We start from the raw sequence: 21,433 nt of genomic DNA, 5'->3' as shown, positions 1-21,433 counted from the left end.
TACTGCTTTGGTTACTCGTTTGTTGATTGTTCTTGGCTAGTTCTGTGCAACTTAATAAAGCTATCAAAAGCATACCATGCTAAAACATACCAAGGGATAACTTCTAACTCCAACCCTTTATTAAGTAATTGCCGCACTGAAAGACTAGCTAATCCCAATGGAAAAAGAATCCGCAGATCAAAAGCACCATGCGTTGACTGTTTTACGCGCTGGTTTAAGTCAACAAGCGCAGATGATACTCCTGCTGCTGCCTCGGTGTTACCCTCGGTAACATCGGCAAAAACTATTCCTAAATCTTTAAGTGTTGCTAGCACATTTTCTAGGCTGCCATCGTTACCATCGTGATTGATCACAATACTGCCATGATGGACATTTGTCGTAACTCGATTAATGTGAGAATTTGCTGACAAAGCACTGGCGATGCGTTGCATCTTTTCTGGTTGACGATGGGAATGAGCGACTCTCAACCGCAATCTTCCGGGAGTCGAACTTACAACTTTTGTAGATATCGATTGTGGTGGTGTTTTTAAGCTAGCTTTGTCTATAATTTTTGGCATTTTATTATAAGTGCTATAGCCATTTTTTAACATACAACTGCCTTTTTGACTTGTATGATTGTGGATTCTTTGTTGTGGGTTTGTTATCTACAGGAATGAGTGCAAAATTACTAAAAAACGAACCGCAGAGGACGCAGAGAACACAGAGGAATGAGAGAGTTTTTGCGCTATCTTGCATTAGGGACTTCCAAAACATAAATTATTTTATTTTCGTAGGGTGCGTTAGATGGAACACCGTAACGCACCTTACTAATTTGATATTTTGGTAATTGGAAGTCACCTATAGCGAAGAATTTAACTTGCTAATGGGTAGATGAAATTATGCACCATTATCGGTGACATTATCCCCTTTACTGGCAGTAGCTTCAAAGACGGGGGTTTCTTTTTCATCAGCAAGTTCGGCTCTGGCTTCGGCTACCATGTCTTCCCAAGTTTCGCCCATTTCTGCAATGGTTCCTTTGCTTCTTTCATAAAGACCAATTCCGCCTTTGATGACTGACTTGACTAAGGGTTTACCAACTCCAGCGACAATCGGCAGCAAAACAGGTGCTAAGAGAACTGCACCAATTCCGGCTATAATACCGGGAGCGCCTGCATCTTCAACAAAATCACTAATTTTAGCCATATTCAATTTCCTCCTATTAATTAAGAAATCTCAGAAAGCTTTTTAAGATACTCTTGCCAGCATAGTTGTATCATCTTGCCGATGGTAGAGTTTTATGGTGGCGACTTTTAAGAATTGGACGTAAACCGTTGACTCCGGCAACTACGGTTGAGCCATTGTTGACTACTGTTGCAGCTAAGGGGTTAAGACCAAAGAAAACAGCGATCGCTAATGCTGCTAAATTAGGAACGGCAACTAGTCCTGTGTTTTGCCGAATCAATTGCTTGGCTTGACGAGCGATCGCGATCGCTTCTAATAAACTATGCAAGTCATTCTGCATCAACACTAAGTCTGCTGTCTCGCGGGCTATCTCAGAACCGTTGGCAAAGGAAACGGAAACATCGGCGTAGGCTAAAGCTGGCGAATCGTTGATCCCATCGCCTACAAATGCAACCGTTTTACCTTGTTCGTGCAGTTGGCGGACAACTGTTGCCTTTTGTTCTGGAAAAGCTTCTGCGTGAGTATGCGTTGGCAAAATACCAAGTTCAGCAGCAACAGCGGTAGCAGTTCGCTTGTTATCCCCCGTTAGCATGTGAATCTCTACACCTTCGACCGTCGAAAGTGCCCTAATGACTTCCCGGCTTTCGGGACGGAGAAGATCACTATATTTAATAATACCTTGAAGTTGACCGTTGCTGGCTACATAAATCGCTGAATTTGCAGATTTTTTCTGACCATTTAGAGCTTCGGTATCAATGCCACTGGAACGTAAAAAGCGATCGCTCCCGACATAAACTGTCTCTCCATCAATCTGAGCTTTTACGCCCAAACCTAGTTGATAATCCCACTTACTACGCGGCAAAATTGCCACTTGCTCTGCTTGGGCATAGCGAACAATTGCTTCTGCGACTGGATGAGTTAAACGCTGTTCGGCGGCTGCTGCCAATTCCAACACTCGCAATCTTGATGTTGCTGGATTGAGACTTTCCACGCTGACAACATCGACTTCTCCCTTAGTCAGTGTCCCCGTTTTATCAAAAACTATGGTATCAACTTCTGCTAGTTGTTCTAACGCCCGTCCGCTACGGATGAGAATACCCCGCCGTGCAGCATAAGTTAATGCTGCTAAAACTGTTGTGGGGACAGATACTCGAATACCTGTAGCAAAGTCTAGAGTTAAAACGCTGGCTGCCCGTGAGGGATTGCGGGTTGCGGCAAATACTGCCCCTCCAAGTAGCAAAGTTGGCATAACAGCTTTTTGAGCAAATTTCGTAGCATAATTCTCCATCCGCGTATCGTGGACAGGCGCTTCTTGCATTAACTTAATGCTCTGTCCGGCGCGGGTATCATTGCCTATCCATTCTGCAAGAATATAAATTCGTCCTTCTCGTACCAGGGTTGAGGCGAAAACTGGTTGTCCTTTTTTCTTCAGCACCGGCATGGACTCGCCAGTTAGTTTCTGCTCATCTAGTAGGGCTTTACCTCGCAAAATGCTACCATCAACCGGCACTTGTTCGCCAGGGTAAACAATCACTGTATCGCCACGTTGCACATCTTGAATGGGAATTTGTTGCTTGTCGCCATTGCGTTCCACCCAGACAAATTGCCCTAGAGAACTAAGTAAATCTAGAGTTTGTTGAGCAGAAGAACGAGCCGTGCGATCGCGGATATTTTCGCCCACTTCAATTAAACTGAGCATGAGCGATGGTGTGAGAAAATGACCTTGGAAGGTAGTAATAGCGATCGCCATAAAATCCAAAAAGTCAATATTCAATTTTCGCTCTACCCGAATACCTTCCCAGGCTCGTTGGACAACGGGAAGTGTGGCAATGGCGATTGGAAGCACGACTATCAAAGGTGGGATCGGTAATCCTAACGGCCCCCCCAGCACTGCTAAAGTCGTAGCAACAGCCGAGAGTTGTAAACCTGGCCAAGATGTCTCTTTTTCAGTTTCCGATAATGATGTAGAATTTTTGAGAACGACTACTTCACTTGCAGCCTGAATCAAATTGTGAAGGTGCGATCGCATTTTCGCATCGGAAACTTTCTCAGATTTATAAGTAACTGCAACTGACATTGCCGCAGGCTTGACACGGACATTCTTCACCAGCGCATCTGCTGCCAACAATACTTCGAGACGCTTGGCATAATCTGCATCACAGCGTAAGCGAGGTAGGCGGAACCGCAGTCTTCCCGGAGTTGTATGGACAACACTGTAGGTAACGTTGGGAAACTCTCCTTGAGAGTGTCCATTAGTGTCAATTAAAGAAACTTTTCCATTACCCTCCAACACAGTAAATTGAGATTTTGAGGGTGATGCTAGTTCCAGTGCTACTTTTGCCATTACTTTTCCTTGATACAAGATTGTTACACTTCGATGAAAATCAGGCTCTTTACTGAGGTAAAGAGAGCAAATTAGCCACCAATCCCAATACAGTTCAGTTAAGCATTCCTTTTTTCTCTTTCTTCTCTTCCTTTGCGCCCTTTGCGCCCTTTGCGGTAGCCTGCGGCAAGCCGCTCCGCGTCTACGTTAAAAAATTGACTTTGTTTGACAAAAAGTTAAGCCTTAACTGAACCGTATTGCCACCAATCCTGCGAGATTGATTAAATAGTCATTGATCACTTGTACTGAGCGACTTACCCTGAGCACAGTCGCCCAGTACAAGTGACTAATAACTAATAACTCTCGCGTTGCGGTTTGATTAGCTATCAAAAGTTTGGTTATTCGTCATTTGCTGAATTCGTTAGCTAACTTATCGCTGTGGCGGGATCATTGGCAGATTCAATTAGACTGGCTAGATGAGATATTGCTGCTGACAAAAAACTTTGCACTCGCTTTTGCGAATCCCGCATCATTCCAGTTTTATAGGTAATGACAACTGATTTTGCAGCGCTATTAACTCGCTCACTGGTAACTGTAGAATCTGATTTGAGTAAAGTCTCTAAGCGTTGGACAAATTTTGGATCGCAGGCAATTTGAGGTACACGAAACCGCACCCTTCCGGGAATTGCATGAGCAACGCTATAAGCTACTTTTGCAGGTTTTTTTGCTTGTTGAATTGCAAGCTGAGAATGAGTAGAGAATACCGAATTGCTTTTAGTATTAGAGACTGACGCATCCGCAGAGGATAAGGAGAATGTTGCTGATTTCTGCTTCTGGGCTTCTCTGCTTGGCATTCTATCCTGCCTACCTTCCGTTGTCACCGCCGCTGAGTATGGTTTGAATTGGTTTGCGGCTGCTGGTACCACTTCTGCATTGCTAGCCAACTGAATCAAATTAGCCAAATGCGATCGCATCTCAACATCTGACATTACATCAGAATTGTAGGTAATGGCAATTGACCCTACCGTAGTATTACTGACTTGCTGATTGATTACCAAAGGCTCATTAGCAAGCAAGGCGAGAAGACGTTCCACATATTTTGGATCTTCGCTAATCTGAGGTATGCAAAACACCACTTGTCCAGGAAATGCACAAATGATGCTACATGCTACCCTTGAAGGCGGTGTTGCTGGGCAATTAATCTCGTCTGTGACTGTTTGCTCTTGTTTTTTGTCTAAATCTGCTACCGTTGCTAAATTTAAACCAGCCATAATTCCCCTCCCGTATTCCGCAATTTGAAACTGTATATTAGGTTTCTAAGGGTAAGTTCGCCATAATACCTAATGACAATGACATCGCAGGCGATTTTAGGTTACTCCACAGACTGGATAACTCTGAACTTGTTTGGTTTGTTGTTGTTGAGTTGATAACTTCAGCAGTCTGAGTAACTTGACTAGTAAGATTTGCTGTTGTTGCGTCTGGAATTTCAGCCGTCTGGCTAACTTCTTCGAGGGGTTGGTTAGCCGTTGTCATCCCTATTATTGGTGGGTTTATCTCCAATGCCAATTCCATCAAACTCACCCAATGAGATAATGGAATCTCGCGAGACTGATAAGCGATCGCGATCGATGCTGCATCAAAATTCACACGCACGCTGGTAACTTCAGCATCGGTTTTCACTATTCTCTCAAGTCGTCGTCCATAAACTCGATCTTGGGCGATTTTTGGCACATTGAACCGAATACGCCCATTAATTGCATGAATTACGCTGTAGTCAATCTTTGCAGGTGCTACCGCCTCGCTAGGCTTCTCAAGATTATTTATGGACTTTTCTTGTTGGATAGAAGATTTGCGATCGTCTTTTGATAATTCCGAATCAGATTTTATGTTGCTTTTTATCGCAGAACTGGTATCGTTATCTTTGATTTTGTCTGATATCGAAACTTGAGAGCCAAGATAACCAATTACACCACGGGTTGCATCCGCCGCAATCACGTAAACTGGAATCGATACCCAGCCATGAATTCCCAACCCTCCTGTTACCGCCAAGCCTGTCATCATCGGAATTAAGGAAATACCTTGCTCTTTCCAAAATGAAGCCGATTTCCAAGCTGCAAAGGGATCGGTTTTGCTAAGTGAATCAGACGAAGGTTGCGGCGGTTGGATCTCAAGGTCGGATTTTAGCGCCAAAATTTGCGGTAATGACAGCTTATCTTCATCAAAATTAACTACCAAACTACCCGTTTGCTCATTTACAGTAACTTCGCTCACTCCCTCTAAGGAGCGTAAATCTTCGGCTATGCTGGCTAGTATCAAATTAAGACTACTGTCAGTGGTACGCAATCGCACACGCCCGGTAGTTACATGAACTATTTGTAAGGCACCTGAGGGCTGTGACTGCGTTGCCTGTGCCATCGTAGTTGTACTTTGATTGACTTCGTTGCTTTGTTGTGTAGGGATTAAATCAGTAGAAATTTTCGCAAAAATATTTAATTGTTCACGATTACTAATATTTTTAGCCATTTACCGGATTACCCAATAGCTAGATCAAGTCAAAAGGTTAACAATAGATTAAATCTAACTTAAGCTTGGGGGGTCAAGTATGTGTCTTCCGAATTATTTTTAACAATAATTATTTGTACGAGAATGATTATCGCCGAGTAACGAAACTATACAAAACTTTCAGTAGGGGCCTTCCCATAATTTTTACCGTAGATGGGACAGAATATTTTTGCTCCAATTAGATTCACTGCCCATATCCATATATTTAAGTCACTGTAATCTGATAAGATTTCCAACAAGCACAATAACTGCTTGTTCTCTTTTTCTTGAAGCCATTGATTTCAGGTCTTTTTTGGGAAAGGAAGATAAAAAAATGTCTCATCTATTGTGGAAAACTCTGGTACTAAGTCCAGTAGTTTTGGGAGTGACGGTGTTAGTTTCCGCTAGAGCTATGGCTACTAAAGTACCTAGCTCTTCTGAAGATATAAAGGCAAAAGTTGCTCAGGCAGAAGTGCCAATAGCTTCTAGCGCTTCAATATTCATCCAAACAGAGCAACCAAAAGTTAATCAGCAATTGGTTGCCCAGGCAAAGACTGATGATAATAAGGTTTTAGAAGAAGTTAACCGCTATAGCAGCGAAGGCAAGAATCAGAATTCCCTATCTCAAGTCACATCAGTTTCTCAGTTTTCTGATGTACAGCCGACTGACTGGGCATTTCAAGCTTTGCAATCCCTAGTTGAACGCTATGGCTGTATTGCTGGATACCCCAATAGCACTTACCGTGGCAACCGGGCATTGACTCGTTATGAGTTTGCCGCAGGTTTGAATGCTTGTTTAGATCGGGTTAATGAACTGATTGCGACAGCAACCGCTGATTTAGTGACAAAACAGGATTTAGCAACCCTCCAACGTTTGCAAGAGGAATTCTCGGCAGAACTAACAACTCTACGTGGTCGAGTAGATGCTGTAGAAGCACGGACTGCTGAACTTGAAGCAAATCAGTTTTCCACTACCACAAAATTGGTGGGTGAAGCTATTTTTGCCGTTACTGATGTGTTTGGCGGCAACACTGGCGATGCTAACAATACTGTCTTCCAAAATAGGGTACGTTTAGACTTGCAAACCAGCTTCACGGGTAAAGACGTTTTACACACCCGTCTTGCAGCAGGTAATGCAGCAGCCTTCAGTCAAGTGGATAATGGTGGTCTTCCTATCGATACTGCTGAAGGTACACAAACATTTCAAGTCGGCAGCACTGGTAACAACGGTGTCATTATAGACTGGCTGGCGTATTACGTACCTATAGGACCAGCTCAAGCTTACTTTGCGGCCACCGGAGGTATTCATAGCGATTATGCTGCCACTAACAACCCTTACTTTGAGGACTTTGATGGTGGTAATGGTGCTTTGTCTACCTTTGCTTCTGAAAGTCCCATCTATCGCATTGGTGGTGGTGCCGGTGCAGCCCTAACTTTACCCTTTGGTAGCGGTGGCAGCTTTTTCAAACCAAGTTCACTAACTGTCGGTTATTTGGCATCAAATGCTAATAATCCTGGAGTAAATCAAGGTTTGCTTGAAGGTAACTATGCAGCCCTGGGACAGTTGAACTTTAGTGTTGGCGATCGCTTGGCTTTGGCTGCTACCTACGTTCACGGGTATCATGGTGCTGGAGGTGGGAATTTATTTGATGCAGGTGGTGGTTTAGCTGGCACTAACCGCGTTGTAGGTACTGGTCAATCTAATACCCTAAGTGCTCTAGACGCATCTTCTAGTAATTCCTATGGGATATCGGCAGCCTTTAGACCTAGCGATAAACTGTCAATTAGTGGCTTCGTTTCTTACCACGATGTCACAGGCTTCGGTGCTGATGATGATTTTGAAGCTTGGAGCTACGGAGTTGGCATAGCCTTACCTGACTTCGGTAAACAGGGTAACGTTTTAGGTATTTTTGCTGGTGCAGAGCCTTATGCCTTTAACCGACCAGGTTTTGCTGGTAATGATGTACCTTACCACATTGAAGGTTTTTACAAGTATCGCGTGTCAGATAACATTTCAATCACCCCTGGTGTGATCTGGTTGACTTCTCCTGGTCAAAACAGCGCTAACGACGATGCGATTATCGGTACGCTGAGAACAACTTTCACCTTCTAAAGGTTTACAGCAAAAGCGTGAAGAATGCAGAATTCAGAATTCTGCATTCTTTTTCAATTTTTAGAGACGCGATAAATCGCCGTCTCTACAAAGAATGTACTCGTCAATTATTCCTTGACAAACTACTATTTCCGACCTGTGTGTACACCGTAGCTTTATAAGGGGATGGTTAGGGTGGGGTAAAACCTTAGTTAATCAGCTATTTCAAGCTTGTGTGTACACCGTAGCCTCAAAGGAGAGAGGAATGGAAGTGAGTTCAGAGTGTATCGCATTTAAACGAAAAGCGCTATAAAAGCAAGTTTGCTAAGTTCCTATATTGAATTTGGGCAGTCGTTGATTGAATTTGGGCAGTCGTTGATTGAATTTGGGCAGTCGTTGATTGAATTTGGGCAGTCGTTAATTGAATTCGGACAGTCGTTAATTGAATTCGGGCAGTCGTTAATTGAATTCGGGCAGTTGTTAATTGAATTCGGGCAGTCGTTAATTGAATTCGGGCAACCTACAAGAATTTACATAAAGCCATTCAAGATATTTGTGATAAATAAATCAACATATACTGGATAATGCGGGTGTCAATTAACCCTAGTTCTGTTTATCCTAGTGCTGTACAGTTCAGGGTATAAGTCAGTTTTTATCCTGGCGCATTATTAATAATAGGAAAGTGATTTATGTCACGTCCAAAACGCGGGTCTAAAGTAATTGATAAAGCGCAGCGTCGGATTGCGGCTTTGAAATCGATCAATCCCACCTTAGACTTAGGCAATGGGGTAACAATTGACTCCTTTGCAGCCGTCATTAAAACAACGCAAGACAAATTGGAAGCTTATAACTCAAGCCTCTCCACCGTGGATATGACTCAGGAAGCCTTAGAAGTTACCGAAAAATCGCTAATGGAACTAACAGAACACATGTTACTCAGTGTAGCTGCAAAGTATGGCAAGAATAGCGATGAGTACAAAATGGCAGGAGGCGTTCGTCGAAGCGATCGCAAGCGTCCGGTGCGAAAGCCTAAGCAAGAGGCTATTGCTTGATAAATCTGGGTTTTACCCCACCCTAACCCTCCCCGATGGATTGAGGAGGGAACTGGATTTCCTGTTTCCCCACTTTTTAAGCTACGGTGTACACACAAGTCGAAAAAAACTCGATTTTCGATTATTCTTTCGTTTATCTCGTTCCCATGCAGAGCATGGGAATGCCCGATTACGAGGCTCTGCCTCCAGTCAGGCATTGATTCAGAGACTCAATGAATGCATTCCCAGTCGGAGCCTGGGAACGAGTCAAGCCTTATCAAGCTACGTTTTTAGGACTTGTGTGTACACCGTAGCCTTTTTAAGGGGAGATTAAGGCTGGATTATTCTAACCAAAATCCTACGCCGGCTTCGTCGTTATATTCAGCAGTGTAAAACTAGGAATTTTTAGAAGATAATCTTCCTTGTGTAATGCGATCGCGCCAACGATCTAATAACTCAGGGCTGGCGCGATCGCTATGACTACATTGCTGCTAAAATGTCCAAACAAAATGCGAGAACTTTACCCAGCGATCGAGCCTTACTTAGAAGGTAGTTTAAAGGTTTCCAACCTTCATACCATTCATTTTGAAGAGTCAGGTAACCCCCAAGGTCAACCCATTGTTTTGTTGCATGGGGGCCCTGGTGGTGGATGTCCACCTTTTTATCGGCAATATTTTCACCCAGAAAAATGGCGGTTGGTGATGTTTGACCAGCGCGGTTGTGGTCAAAGTACGCCCCATGCTGAATTACGAGAAAACACAACTTGGGATTTAGTCAGTGATATCGAAAAACTGCGCCAACATTTAGGTATAGAAAAGTGGGCGGTCTTCGGTGGTAGTTGGGGTAGCACTTTATCATTAGCCTATAGTCAAACCCATCCCTCTCGCTGCACGGGGCTAATCCTCCGTGGAATCTTCATGCTGAGGCAAAAAGAGTTGCGATGGTTCTACCAAGAGGGTGCTAGCTATATTTTTCCTGATGCTTGGGAAGAATATCTTAAACCAATTGCGATCGCAGAACGTGATGATATGATCGCAGCATATTACAAACGCTTGACCAGTCCAGATTTAGAAATTCAATTAGCAGCAGCGCGTGCTTGGTCAATTTGGGAAGCTAGTACTAGTAGACTTTTCTTAGACCCAGAACTCATGCAAAAGTTTGGCGAGAGTGAATTTGCTTCAGCTTTCGCCCGCATTGAATGTCATTACTTTATGAATAAGGGATTTCTTGAAACAGAAGATCAATTACTCCAAAATGTAGACCGCATCCGCCACATTCCGGCTGTAATTGTTCAGGGACGCTACGATGTAGTTTGCCCGATGATATCAGCTTGGGAACTACATCGGGCTTGGCCAGAAGCAGAATTTATTGTGGTTCCTGATGCCGGGCATTCAATGAGTGAGCCAGGAATCCGCAGTGCCTTGATTGAAGCAACAGATAATATTAAATTCGGTTAAATACTTAGCCTGCTAAGAGGATGAATGTGTATTTCTATATCTGACTAACATCGAAATGCACAAAATTGAGATTTAACCTGGAAAAAACCTTTAAGGATTCGTTTGAGTGAATTAAACTTAACTCGCCTGATAGCTTTAGTCACTTCTACCCACTGGCGTTTTCTTTTGCTTGCTTCTGGATAATCTTCACTTAGCATTTCTACTGGTAACAAATACATCTTTACTCGGTATACTTTGCCTCGTTTGCGGTACTTATAAGTTCCCAGTTTATTGCCGTCTACCTGTCCAATCACCCCTGCTTCTTCCCACGCCTCTTTGGCTGCTGAAGCGGGTGGACTCATGCCATTAGGAATATCTCCTTTCGGAATTACCCAGTGTTGAAAGTTACGGGTTGTGATTAGCAAGATTTCGACTTTGCCATTGTTCACTCTATAAGGAATCACACCAGATTGTTTAAACACTTTGCTTACTTTTCGACTCATCTAATTTGCATCCTGTAGGCCTAGCTTTTTTGTACAATGTTTACTTCAAAAAGTCGAGAGCTGATACCGGATAAATTTTAGTTAACTTCAGGTTATGAAAAGGTTAAAAAACTTTGCCCATAAGTAAGAGTTAATTATTGAAAATTTTTGATTGTTTAAATACGGCCGCACATCTATGCGCCCCACTGTGTCTTGCAATAAGATGCGTAGTAGTGAGTCAGGCTCACTCTACGAGAACATCTGCAAACCCGCAGAGTATGAGAATGGCTAGGTTTGTAACTTTACAAATATAAAATCAACTGCTGTAAAATGTGTATTCCTGATGACTGATTGACAAATGCAGCACTATTCAAAACATCAGATACTCTGTCTGGCTTAATGCCAGAATATCTGCCACCAATTTAACTTGACTTTTTCATATTTTGATAGATATACAACGAAGATATTGTATTTAAATCTACTTCTTTAGGTTCATCTTCATCGTCATTGATATTTTTAAATAATACTGTAAATGCACCAGCACCTAACCTATCCTGAGGAAAGATTCGATAACAAGGCATCGTAGTTAAATGCGACTGATATTTAGCTAAATTACTAATTTCCATCGCCTGAAACTGAGGAAAGCGTTCCAAAAACCATTCACAGACTTGTTCATTTTCTTCGGGTGAATATGTGCAAGTCATATAAGCAAGATAGCCTTGTGGTGAAACAAGTTTAGCGGAGTTAGCTATAATACGTTTTTGTCTATTTGCACTTTTATTAATAGCAGTCGGGTGAAAACAACCAGGTGCTTTTTCACCTTTAGCAAGTAAAGATTGTCCAGTACAAGGAGCATCTACTATTACTAAATTGCTACAGCCGGCAAACATTTCAGCGAATATACTCGAATCTCTATTAACCACTACACTAGGGCTGATCTGGCAACGCTTCAAATTAGAAATTAGCATTCCCAGACGTTTGCCAATAACTTCATTACTGATGAGTAAGTCAGGTTGTAAAGCTTTCCAAGCAAAGATACTTTTACCTCCTGGTGCAGCACACATATCAAAAACTAAGCTTACTGGCACAGGAATAGCTAACAAAGTAGTAGCTGCAAACACCGAAGAAAAATCTAAACAATAAAAATATCCTTGTTGATGCAAGGAATGCTGACCGGGTTTTTCTCCCAAGCACAAACGGTCAGTAAATTTTGGTTGCCAATCGGTTGGTGTTTCCACTGCCAAAGGCGAAACATCGGGCTTTTCTTGACACCAAAGAATACTAGGTGAAAAAGGCTGAGGATTGATCAAAGCCTCGATAAATTTTTCTTGCTCATCTAGATTAGTGAACAAACGCCGCGAGACTTTAAGTAATAAATTAGAAGGTTTTTCCATCTAGATTACAAATTACGAATTACGAATTACGAATTACGAATTACAAATTAGGTTGTATCAGAATCAAAATAAAACTGTTACACAAGAACAATGTAATTAAGGCTTTTGGCTTCATACTCAAAATATAATGACCGCCATTCAGAACGCAATGGCCAGGCTACCCCACTGCACCGGAGAAGGTCATGTTCTTAGATAATTTTCCGCAAAAATTACGCAAAGAAGCACAACTATGGAGGGATGAAGGATTAATTAGTTCTTCGCTGTATGAGCAAATAGCAGAACGTTATCAATTTAAAAACCTGGAAGCTGCTGCACGCGATCGCAATAAAGCGATCGCAATTGCTGTGGGTAGCATCCTTTTGTGCTTAGGCATAATTACCTTTGTATCAGGAAACTGGCAGGGAGGATCGCGAGAAGTCAAATTTATTCTGATGATAAGTTTGTTTTTTACGATCGCTATTACTGGTTTTTACACCTGGAGACCACCTGAAGGAAAGAAGCCAGAACGAAGCAAACGTCTACTGGGAGAGGGGTTGCTAATTTTAAGCGCCTTCATTTTCGGTGCAAATTTACTGCTGATGGCCCAGATGTTTAATATTGCCGGTTCAGCTTCCCAACTTTTTCTTGCCTGGGGGCTGGGTGTTGTAGTGATGGCCTTCGGTTTGTCCTTAAATTCTTTAGGAATTCTGTCAATTGTTCTCGTAGAAATCGGTTATTGGACTGGACTGGAAGACTTGTGGTACTCTTCAGGTGAGTTAACTTGGTCGCGCCTAGTGGTGCAGCATATGCCTTTATTGGCATGGCTGGTCTTTGTACCCTTAGCCTACTTCTGTCGCTCACGTTGGATTTTTGGTCTAGCAGCCTTTGTTTTTGCTAGTTCCTTACAAGCCAACCTCAATCCTCTACCACTGCTGAATTATGCTGATATAGCCCCTTGGGTGGCATCTTTTGCTTTTGCACTCCCACCTGCATTATTCTGGAGTTATGATGACCTGCTGTTTCCAACCATAAATTACAGGTTGTTTCAATCTCTGTCCCGTAATTTAGCGTTGGTAAGCTTCGGGATTGTCTTTTACGTTCTGTCTTTTCGTTGGGTCTGGGAATCTCCTGATTATGGTTATAATCAGCCAACGACTTTGACAAACTTATTTGAGTCTCTGCCGATCATCGATTTGGGGATTCTCAGTGGCTTGGCGGTATTGCAATGGTTGTTTCTACTGCGTCAAAGAAATAACCCACCGCGCCGCGAAGTGATTTTCACGACAGCTGTTATTAGTACCTTTCTTGCGTTTATTGCCATAGTACCTTTTTGGCATCAAACTATCAGCCGGATTGATGAACTTGGTGTTTTTATTTTCAATGTACTTCTAGCAACATTAGCCTGGGGACTAATTCAAGAAGGATTGAAATTAAGCAACAGAAGTTCCTTTTGGGGCGGTATGTTGTTAGTAACACTGCAAATTATCAGTCGGGTGCAAGAGTACGATACCGATTTACTTTTCAAGTCCCTAGTCTTTGTTTTGTGCGGTTCTGCTTTAATTAGCGCTGGACTCTGGTTTGAACGCCGCCTACCTGGTGGTAGCTCTACAAGTAAGAAGTAGTGCAAAATCAGAATGGGCTAAACGCCCCGCTACCGCTAACAGAAATCTGCCTATCATCAAAATCTCTGTGCGTCAAAGTTTTTAAAGTTTCTCTGCGTTAGTCCTAATCTCGTTACTTTTGACCTCCTCAATACCTCTGCTTTTTAGGACTACGCTCATGACTAATAGTTCTTCTGAATCTAAAAATAAACCCTTGTCTCCCGAAGCCGAATTCTCCAGTAAGGTGACTTTTCGGGATTACTTGATTGCTACTGAACAAAAATCGAATAAGCCCTTACCTTTTTGGCGGTTACTAGCTCCCCTGGCGCTGCAAACAGGGCTAATTATGGCAGTACCAGCCCAAGCGCTTTATACAGATGTGACAGGTAAGACGGTAATTTTGCAAACCGTACCTGTAGACCCTAACAATGTGCTAGAAGGTAACACCTTAGCCTTAGATTACAACATATCCCGTACCGCAAATTTGAGCAGACTGCCTGGTTGGCAAACATTAGTTAGCAGAGGTCGTGGAAGCGGCAGACGATTACCTGAAGGAACCAACATTTACGTGACTTTGCAAGAGCAAATATCCTCTGGTCGAGGTGTTCCTAGAGCTTGGAGACCGTTACGAGTGACTAGCGATCGCCCCACAACTCTTAGAGCCAATCAGGTAGCCTTAAAAGGTGTTTATCAGGATGGTTCTGTTAACTACGGCTTAGAAACCTATTACATCCCAGAAAACCAACGGCAGCAGATTAGGAATGATTTGCAAGCCCAACGCGCCCGCAGAGGGCAAGTACCCCCTATTGTGGTGAAGGCGAAAGTAGATCCACAGGGTAAGGCAGTCCCAGTTAGTATGTGGGTGCGCGATCGCAACTATCGCTTTTAAGCTGTTAGGCAAATAAACATTGCATATTTACACGCAAGGTTTGTCTCCGTCTGAGTGCCAATTTCCGGCGCTCAGAATTTTTTGTTTGTCATTTTTATTTACAAATGACAAACAGAAAAATGAATCTTGATGCCCTTATTTAGTACCATTTGTCAGAGATTAAGATAATTACACTAATGTATCGAGGGTGCAGTCTAAGTGGACAAATCCAAATTGTAGACTGTCTTTTGCAGGGCTTTAACTCTCCAGAAATATTTATTTAATAAGTTAATTTTAATACTGAAAGACGAGTTAACACTCTTAGTATTGAGTACATGGGTAGGGGCACAACATGTTGTGCCCCTACGATTATCTGTACCTCACTAAGTCGCAATCTGCTGTAAACAACCGTCAACTTGTCATGTACAATCGTCTGAACCGAGGGTTACAAAGCATCAAGAATTTTATAACCCGCAACTTCGGTTATTACGCCAACGGTGAGATCAAAATATAAAGAGTACATAAAATACAGTATTCTCTTATACATTTTTCAACGAAAAATATGAAGATTTTGCAAAGTTATTGATTTCAATATAGACATCTAAGTAAATTTTCGCTACGTAAGTACTATCAAGTTGTTAACTGTTTCTTCTTTTCAAGAATCGAATAACAGATTATTTTTTGTCATTAACACTCTTAAAGGTTGTTGGGATCATGACAAATAATTCGTTAATTAATACTTGTCAAGTCTGGAACTTTCTAGTTCTGACTGTGTGAACTTCTGAGATCAGAATTCACACTTATTGAAAGAGCAAGACTTTCAGGGGTTAAAGCTCTATCACACTCAATTGAAGAGAGTTAATATTATGCCCAGACTAATTGTTTCTTTTCCCGCGATCATAGGCACCTCTGGTTCTGATCTAGTAGTCGGCCAAGAGGATAATGCATTCCCAGCAATTGGAATTGAGGTTCTAAAAAACGGAGTCATTGATACTCAAGGAGGTAACGACACTATTGAGGGTAGTGGCACTGGCGGAGAGAGTAACACCGACTTTGGCGGCACAGGCACTGGCATTGCTAACAGTGGCATTATCAATGCAGGTAGAGGAAACGACACTATCTCTGGCACAGGTATTGGCGGAGAGCAGAATACCAGCGGAAGTGGCGGCACAGGCACAGGCATTGCTAACAATGGCATCATCAATGCGGGCAGGGGAGACGATACTATCTCTGGGACAGGCACTGGCGGTTCAGGCTATCGGGGTTACACTCGACCTGGTATAGGTATCTCTAACACTCAGGGCGGCTACATTAATGCAGGAGATGGAAAAGATTCGATCTTCGGAACCGGACAAGGAGGCGATGAAAATTCCATTGAAGACCTTAACTCTGCTATAGGAATTAATAATACTCAGGATAGCCGCATTGATGGAGGAAAAGGTAACGACGAAATCACCGGAACTGGAATTGGAATTCGTAACGGGCCTAGTACAGGAATCTCTAACACTGAGGGTAGCTATATTAATGGAGGAGAAGGGAACGATTCCATCTCTGGAACTGCAACTGGTGGATTTTCTTATACAGGAGATGGTACAGGCATCTTCAACAGTGGTGGTAGCGTGATTAGTGGAGAGAAAGGAAACGATTCTATTGTTGGTATCGGCAAAGGCAGTGATGCCCAGCCAGCCCCTACTGCCGATAGTCCTTCGGCTAACGGTATAGGCATCTCCAACAGCGAGGGTAGCGTGATCAGTGGAGGGCAGGGAAACGACTTCATCTCTGGCACAGGCACTGGCGGTGAAGGGAGCTACGATAGCCCTTTTGGGGATTATGAACCCGGTGTAGGTATAGGCATTGTTAACAGTGGCATCATCAGTTTAGGCGATGGCAAGGATACCATCATCGGTACTGGCATTAGTCAAGGCATAGGTATTGATAATACTAATGGCATTATCTGTGGAGGAGGAGGAGATGATACCCTTACTGGGTATGGTGCCAACATTGGTATCCAAGGTGGTACGATTGATGGCGGAAACGGTAACGATTACTTCAAAGCCCGTCGAATTGATGATAGCGGTAATCCTATTTCAGACCAAGGGGGCGCGATCGCCGATGTCTTGATTAAGGGTGGATGTGGAGCCGACATATTTGATGTTGGTTACGGTAATGCCACAATCAATGGTGGCTGGGGATGGGACAAGCTAATTCTGTCTGATTCCAAAAGTGATTACACCATTTTAGGCAACTCCAACAATTACACTATTAAACGTGATGAGTTCACCCTTAATGTATTGAATGTTGAGGAAATCGTCTTTTTTGGCGCTGCTCCCCAGTAAAGTGTGCTTGGGATTCCTGATCGGATCAGGGAGAGGCATCTACAACAAAAAACCTTTAATTTTTACGCCGTAAGTCTCCCACTGAATTCTGTAATTAGAATCAGTGGTGAGATACAAGGCGGGTGATGAAGATTGCATCTAGGATTGATTTTTTAGAAAGTAAAAATCAATCTTAGATGTATGACGAATCACCAATTATTTTCTTTCTTTTACCAAAAATTATAAAGTTTCAGTTACCCTAAAACTTAATAATTCAACACGAGCTAAACCATAGCTATCCGCTAACAGGACTCACGACTGATGCAGAACAGGCAAGAAAAAATTTCGCAAGTAGTAGTGACTGCTGGGCAGATGCGCGATATTGAAAAGCGGATCTTTGCAGCGGGAATGCCTGTAGTAGCTTTGATGGAAAAAGTGGCGGGATTAATTGCCCGTCGTATTCAAGAGATTCCCCCAACCCCTGTAAAAAAGGCTTACTCTATTCCTTTAAATACCCCCTTTTTAAGGGAGTCGCCACAAGCGGGAGGATCTCGTGTCGGAATTCTTGTCGGCCCCGGTCATAATGGCGGGGATGCTTTAGTAGTAGCGCGTGAATTACACTTTCGTGGGTATGAGATTTGGATTTATTCTCCTTTCTCTAAGCTTAAGGAATTAACTTCGCAGCACTTGCAGTATGCTCAGAGTTTGGGCATTCCAATTTATCAAACAATTGAGCAACTGCCAGATTCTGATTTGTTGATTGATGGCTTGTTTGGGTTTGGTTTAGAAAGAAACCTCACCGATCCCATCGCCTCTGCAATTAATCAGCTAAATGAATTGTCTGTGCCAATTTATAGTATTGATTTACCTTCAGGTTTACATACCGACACAGGCGAAGTATTAGGAACTGCCATTCGCGCCACTCACACTTTTTGCTTGGGTTTATGGAAACTAGCTTTCTTCCAAGATCAGGCGCTGGAATATGTCGGCAAAGCTGAGTTAATCGATTTCGATATTCCTTTAGCTGATGTAGAAGCTGTTCTAAAAGATGCACCCAGAATAAAACGTATTACACGAGCAACAGCACTTGCTACTTTACCCCTACTCCGTCCACCAGTCACTCACAAATATAAGGAAGGACATTTACTGCTGATTTGTGGTTCGCGGCGCTATGCAGGTGGAGCAATTTTAACTGGTTTGGGTGCGCGGGCTAGTGGTGTGGGGATGCTTTCGATCGCTGTACCCGAATCGCTGAAATCTCTTTTGGTGTCACACTTGCCAGAAGCGTTAATTGTCGGTTGTCCAGAGACGGAAACTGGAGCGATCGCCCAATTGCAATTACCAGAAAAAACTGATTTGAGTTCCTTTAATGCGATCGCTTGTGGCCCTGGTTTAACACGAGATGCTACTCTCATTGTGCAAGAAGTCATAAAAAGCGATTGCCCTTTAATTCTCGATGCCGATGGTTTAAATATCTTGGCACAAATGGGAGCGATCGCGACGTTAAAAAAACGTCAAGCAGTAACCGTACTCACACCCCACACCGGCGAATTCCAACGATTGTTTCCTGATGTCCCCGATGCCAAACATGACAGGGTGCAAGCAGTAGGGGAAGCAGCTACGCAAAGTGGGGCTGTAGTGTTGTTGAAAGGGGCAAGAACTGCGATCGCAAACCCTCAAGGTGCCGTTTGGATTGTTCCTGAAAGTACACCCGCCTTAGCGCGTGGCGGTAGCGGTGACGTGTTAACTGGGCTACTGGGTGGATTGTTGGCGCAAGCAGCAACTAAACAGATTCCCATAGAAGATATTGTGGCAACTGCCGCTTGGTGGCATTCGCAAGCCGGTATTTTAGCAGCCCAAGAGCGTACCGAATTGGGTGTAGATGCGTTTACGTTGACACAATATTTGATAAAAGCTCTAACTTAGTCAATTCCCTCGTCCCCAGTCTCCGACTGGGAACGAGGAGATTCAGCTATTGACTAAATACCAACGCTGTAGCGCCAGGCGTTGAATTTCGCGCCAGGGAATATTATGCTTTCGGGCTAACTCTGCACAATCTTCATATTCTGGCTGCACATTTGCAATAACTTTTTCTGGTGATTGTCCTTTCCATGCTAGTTTGACACGCACTTTGCCATATTCAATTTCCACTTCTTGAATTTCCCGTTGTAAAATGGAGCGTTGCTGAGTTGTTCGCCGAATCCCTAAAGTAGTGGTTTCACGGAATACAACAGCTTCACAAGCGAGTAAATTTTCTGGATGACAAATCACAGTCAGCAAAATCCCTGGACGAGACTTTTTCATGCCGATCGCTTGGGTAAATACATCCACCGCACCAGCCGCAAACAACGCCTCAAACACATAGCCGATCGCTTGCGGATTTAAATCATCAATTTGGGTTTCTAGTACTGATATCGTTTCTAAATTTGAGCTATTATCTTCAGAATCGCTGAAATTTGGCTGTAAACTTGCGCTTTCACCGAACCAGAGGCGTAAAATATTGGGAATGGGTAAATTTATGGTTCCTGCTCCTAGTCCTATCTGCTTGATAGCGATCGCGGGTGGTGAACCAAAATCTCTTACCAAAGTAGTAGCGATCGCAGCTCCTGTTGGTGTGACCAGTTCTCTGTCAATCCCATTGCTATAAACTGGACAACCACGCATTTCCCACAGCTTTAATACCGCTGGTACTGGTACCGCCATCTGCCCATGTGCAGCCCGAACGGTGCCGCCACCAGTCGGGAACGCCGAGCAGTAAAGTAGGGGCCATCCTTCCTCATTGCTCTCAATCCCCAACCAATCCAACCCCAGGCAAGTACCCACAATATCTACGATCGCATCTATAGCACCCACTTCATGAAAATGAACTTTTTCGGGAGAAATGCCATGCACCGCCCCTTCTGCTACTGCTAGCTGCCGGAATACTGCCAAACTCCAAGCTTCTGCCCGTGATGGCAAACCCGCTTTGAGAATCATCTGCTCTATTTCTGGTAAGTGGCGTGTGTGTTGGTGACTGTGTTCGTGGTCATGATGGTGATGATGATCGTGCAGTAAATCCACATGGACTTTAGTCGCCTGCTGACCATTTCGTTGGACAAGTTCTGCCCTTAACTGATATTCCTGTTCAATACCTAACCCATTGAGTTTTTCAATTAAATACTCCACAGGAACACCCAAACTTACTAAAGCACCCAGGCACATATCACCAGAAATTCCTGTCGGACATTGAAGATAAGCAATTTTATTCATAATAAGTTTAGTCAAGAGTTAGTAACTTTCTTCCTAGTCCCCAATCCCTACTCCTCGTCCTATGGCAAAAATTTTCCCAGTTCATCCGGATAATCCTCAGAGTCGCCGAATAGAGGAAATAAAGTCGGCGCTTTCTAGTGGCGCAGTTATGCTTTACCCTACTGATACAGTTTATGCGATCGGTTGTGATTTGAATGCCAAGTCGGCGGTAGAACGAGTGCGGCAAATTAAACAGCTAGCAAATGATAAACCACTGACATTTTTATGTCCCTCGCTTTCAAATGTGGCAACTTATGCCTTCGTAAGTGACACAGCCTATCGAATTATGAAACGCTTGATTCCAGGGCCATACACGTTTTTGCTCCCAGCAACTAAATTAGTACCGCGATTGGTGCAAAGCCCCAAGCGGAAAACTACTGGAATTAGAGTTCCAAACCATACTGTGTGTTTGGAGTTGCTGGCAGCGTTGGGCAATCCGATTATTTCAACTTCAGCACATTTGCCACCAGATGAAGCAGATGATGGCATGATTCGGATAGATCCAGCAACTGTTCAGTCGCGGGTAGAGCTATTTGACCGTTTGGACAAGTTGGTCGACATCATTGTAGATACTGGCGAGGAACCTACATATGAAGTGTCTACCATCTTGGATATGACCGGAGACGAAGCAATGATTATACGGAGGGGTTTAGGTTGGGAAGCAGCAGCAGCATGGGTATAAGAATTAAACGTTCACAGGCGCACCTCTCCGTTTCGGAAATTGTGATAAAAGCGACTCCAGTTTTTAAATTGTCATATTTAAAGGCCATGTCTACGACGGGCACAGATGCAATAACAGGATGGGGTAAAAGTCGGTATAGCAAGAGATTTGACAACTTTGAGACAATGGTGGGGACATGAGTACCCATGTCAATTTGGTGGCTTGTGAAAAAACCGACACATTGCCATAACCGTAACTCTT

The 21,433-nt window shown here is 43.3% G+C and carries 16 protein-coding genes; 8 read left to right on the top strand and 8 right to left on the bottom strand.

The annotated features are described in order from the left end of the window. Nucleotides 1-11 precede the first annotated feature (11 nt). From F8R90_RS30260 to F8R90_RS30240, 5 genes are all read right to left on the bottom strand, one after another. Nucleotides 12-590 carry an HMA2 domain-containing protein gene (locus tag F8R90_RS30260; RefSeq protein ID WP_196513737.1) on the bottom strand — a complete coding sequence of 193 codons (579 nt, stop codon included), beginning with the start codon at nt 588-590 and terminating at the stop codon, nt 12-14. Between the two features lie 286 nt (nt 591-876). Further along, entirely contained in the window at nt 877-1,182 is a 306-nt protein-coding gene (locus F8R90_RS30255) for a DUF5132 domain-containing protein (RefSeq protein WP_196513735.1), read from the bottom strand. Nucleotides 1,183-1,252: 70 nt separating this feature from the next. Next, entirely contained in the window at nt 1,253-3,505 is a 2,253-nt protein-coding gene (locus F8R90_RS30250; RefSeq protein ID WP_196513733.1) for a heavy metal translocating P-type ATPase, read from the bottom strand. A 404-nt stretch (nt 3,506-3,909) separates the two neighbouring features. Next, on the bottom strand, nt 3,910-4,755 hold the full coding sequence (locus F8R90_RS30245; RefSeq protein WP_196513732.1) for an HMA2 domain-containing protein: 846 nt from the start codon (nt 4,753-4,755) through the stop codon (nt 3,910-3,912). Between the two features lie 37 nt (nt 4,756-4,792). After that, nucleotides 4,793-6,007: an HMA2 domain-containing protein gene (locus F8R90_RS30240; RefSeq protein WP_196513730.1), complete on the bottom strand. Its 1,215-nt coding sequence runs from the start codon at nt 6,005-6,007 to the stop codon at nt 4,793-4,795. 352 nt (nt 6,008-6,359) lie between these two features. Between F8R90_RS30240 and F8R90_RS30235 the strand changes: the two genes are divergently transcribed. From F8R90_RS30235 to pip, 3 genes are all read left to right on the top strand, one after another. Next, on the top strand, nt 6,360-8,138 hold the full coding sequence (locus F8R90_RS30235; protein ID WP_196513729.1) for an iron uptake porin: 1,779 nt from the start codon (nt 6,360-6,362) through the stop codon (nt 8,136-8,138). Between the two features lie 668 nt (nt 8,139-8,806). Next, on the top strand, nt 8,807-9,169 hold the full coding sequence (locus F8R90_RS30230; RefSeq protein WP_196513727.1) for a hypothetical protein: 363 nt from the start codon (nt 8,807-8,809) through the stop codon (nt 9,167-9,169). A 488-nt stretch (nt 9,170-9,657) separates the two neighbouring features. Next, entirely contained in the window at nt 9,658-10,605 is a 948-nt protein-coding gene (gene pip / locus F8R90_RS30225) for a prolyl aminopeptidase (RefSeq protein WP_196513725.1), read from the top strand. Nucleotides 10,606-10,649: 44 nt separating this feature from the next. Here the strand turns inward: pip and F8R90_RS30220 are convergent, their stop codons facing one another. Both F8R90_RS30220 and F8R90_RS30215 read right to left on the bottom strand, forming a co-directional pair. Next, nucleotides 10,650-11,087, bottom strand: a complete 438-nt coding sequence (locus F8R90_RS30220) for an NUDIX hydrolase (RefSeq protein WP_190893437.1) — start codon at nt 11,085-11,087, stop codon at nt 10,650-10,652. Nucleotides 11,088-11,488: 401 nt separating this feature from the next. Next, nucleotides 11,489-12,460 (bottom strand): RsmB/NOP family class I SAM-dependent RNA methyltransferase, encoded by a 972-nt coding sequence (locus F8R90_RS30215; RefSeq protein WP_196513723.1) that lies wholly within the window; start codon nt 12,458-12,460, stop codon nt 11,489-11,491. A gap of 182 nt (nt 12,461-12,642) precedes the next feature. On the opposite strand from F8R90_RS30215, the gene F8R90_RS30210 reads away from it, so the two are divergent. The 4 genes from F8R90_RS30210 to F8R90_RS30195 all read left to right on the top strand — a co-directional run bounded on the left by F8R90_RS30210 (nt 12,643) and on the right by F8R90_RS30195 (nt 19,149). Beyond that, nucleotides 12,643-14,061: a DUF2157 domain-containing protein gene (locus F8R90_RS30210; RefSeq protein WP_196513721.1), complete on the top strand. Its 1,419-nt coding sequence runs from the start codon at nt 12,643-12,645 to the stop codon at nt 14,059-14,061. Between the two features lie 157 nt (nt 14,062-14,218). After that, nucleotides 14,219-14,929 (top strand): GDYXXLXY domain-containing protein, encoded by a 711-nt coding sequence (locus tag F8R90_RS30205; RefSeq protein ID WP_190893445.1) that lies wholly within the window; start codon nt 14,219-14,221, stop codon nt 14,927-14,929. Between the two features lie 845 nt (nt 14,930-15,774). Continuing rightward, nucleotides 15,775-17,244, top strand: coding sequence for a beta strand repeat-containing protein (locus tag F8R90_RS30200; protein ID WP_196513720.1), 1,470 nt, complete (start codon nt 15,775-15,777; stop codon nt 17,242-17,244). Nucleotides 17,245-17,544: 300 nt separating this feature from the next. After that, nucleotides 17,545-19,149 (top strand): NAD(P)H-hydrate dehydratase, encoded by a 1,605-nt coding sequence (locus F8R90_RS30195; protein WP_196513718.1) that lies wholly within the window; start codon nt 17,545-17,547, stop codon nt 19,147-19,149. A 42-nt stretch (nt 19,150-19,191) separates the two neighbouring features. Here F8R90_RS30195 and larC read toward each other — a convergent pair whose 3' ends face one another. Beyond that, nucleotides 19,192-20,472, bottom strand: a complete 1,281-nt coding sequence (larC, locus tag F8R90_RS30190; RefSeq protein WP_196513717.1) for a nickel pincer cofactor biosynthesis protein LarC — start codon at nt 20,470-20,472, stop codon at nt 19,192-19,194. A 61-nt stretch (nt 20,473-20,533) separates the two neighbouring features. Here larC and F8R90_RS30185 point away from each other — a divergent pair, with 61 nt between their 5' ends. Further along, nucleotides 20,534-21,193 (top strand): L-threonylcarbamoyladenylate synthase, encoded by a 660-nt coding sequence (locus F8R90_RS30185; protein WP_190893451.1) that lies wholly within the window; start codon nt 20,534-20,536, stop codon nt 21,191-21,193. Nucleotides 21,194-21,433: the final 240 nt, after the last annotated feature.

The sequence above is a fragment of the Nostoc sp. NZL genome (assembly GCF_015714705.1).
Classification (GTDB): Bacteria; Cyanobacteriota; Cyanobacteriia; order Cyanobacteriales; family Nostocaceae; genus Nostoc; species Nostoc foliaceum_A.
Note: the sequence above shows the minus strand (reverse complement) of the source record. Positions and strands in the feature narration are given on the sequence as shown.

Excerpts from the sequence above, each read along its gene's own strand:
- F8R90_RS30260 (WP_196513737.1), bottom strand. The coding sequence starts at position 590 with ATGTTAAAAAATGGCTATAGCACTTATAATAAAATGCCAAAAATTATA.
- F8R90_RS30255 (WP_196513735.1), bottom strand. The coding sequence starts at position 1,182 with ATGGCTAAAATTAGTGATTTTGTTGAAGATGCAGGCGCTCCCGGTATT.
- F8R90_RS30250 (WP_196513733.1), bottom strand. The coding sequence starts at position 3,505 with ATGGCAAAAGTAGCACTGGAACTAGCATCACCCTCAAAATCTCAATTT.
- F8R90_RS30245 (WP_196513732.1), bottom strand. The coding sequence starts at position 4,755 with ATGGCTGGTTTAAATTTAGCAACGGTAGCAGATTTAGACAAAAAACAA.
- F8R90_RS30240 (WP_196513730.1), bottom strand. The coding sequence starts at position 6,007 with ATGGCTAAAAATATTAGTAATCGTGAACAATTAAATATTTTTGCGAAA.
- F8R90_RS30235 (WP_196513729.1), top strand. The coding sequence starts at position 6,360 with ATGTCTCATCTATTGTGGAAAACTCTGGTACTAAGTCCAGTAGTTTTG.
- F8R90_RS30230 (WP_196513727.1), top strand. The coding sequence starts at position 8,807 with ATGTCACGTCCAAAACGCGGGTCTAAAGTAATTGATAAAGCGCAGCGT.
- pip (WP_196513725.1), top strand. The coding sequence starts at position 9,658 with ATGCGAGAACTTTACCCAGCGATCGAGCCTTACTTAGAAGGTAGTTTA.
- F8R90_RS30220 (WP_190893437.1), bottom strand. The coding sequence starts at position 11,087 with ATGAGTCGAAAAGTAAGCAAAGTGTTTAAACAATCTGGTGTGATTCCT.
- F8R90_RS30215 (WP_196513723.1), bottom strand. The coding sequence starts at position 12,460 with ATGGAAAAACCTTCTAATTTATTACTTAAAGTCTCGCGGCGTTTGTTC.
- F8R90_RS30210 (WP_196513721.1), top strand. The coding sequence starts at position 12,643 with ATGTTCTTAGATAATTTTCCGCAAAAATTACGCAAAGAAGCACAACTA.
- F8R90_RS30205 (WP_190893445.1), top strand. The coding sequence starts at position 14,219 with ATGACTAATAGTTCTTCTGAATCTAAAAATAAACCCTTGTCTCCCGAA.
- F8R90_RS30200 (WP_196513720.1), top strand. The coding sequence starts at position 15,775 with ATGCCCAGACTAATTGTTTCTTTTCCCGCGATCATAGGCACCTCTGGT.
- F8R90_RS30195 (WP_196513718.1), top strand. The coding sequence starts at position 17,545 with ATGCAGAACAGGCAAGAAAAAATTTCGCAAGTAGTAGTGACTGCTGGG.
- larC (WP_196513717.1), bottom strand. The coding sequence starts at position 20,472 with ATGAATAAAATTGCTTATCTTCAATGTCCGACAGGAATTTCTGGTGAT.
- F8R90_RS30185 (WP_190893451.1), top strand. The coding sequence starts at position 20,534 with ATGGCAAAAATTTTCCCAGTTCATCCGGATAATCCTCAGAGTCGCCGA.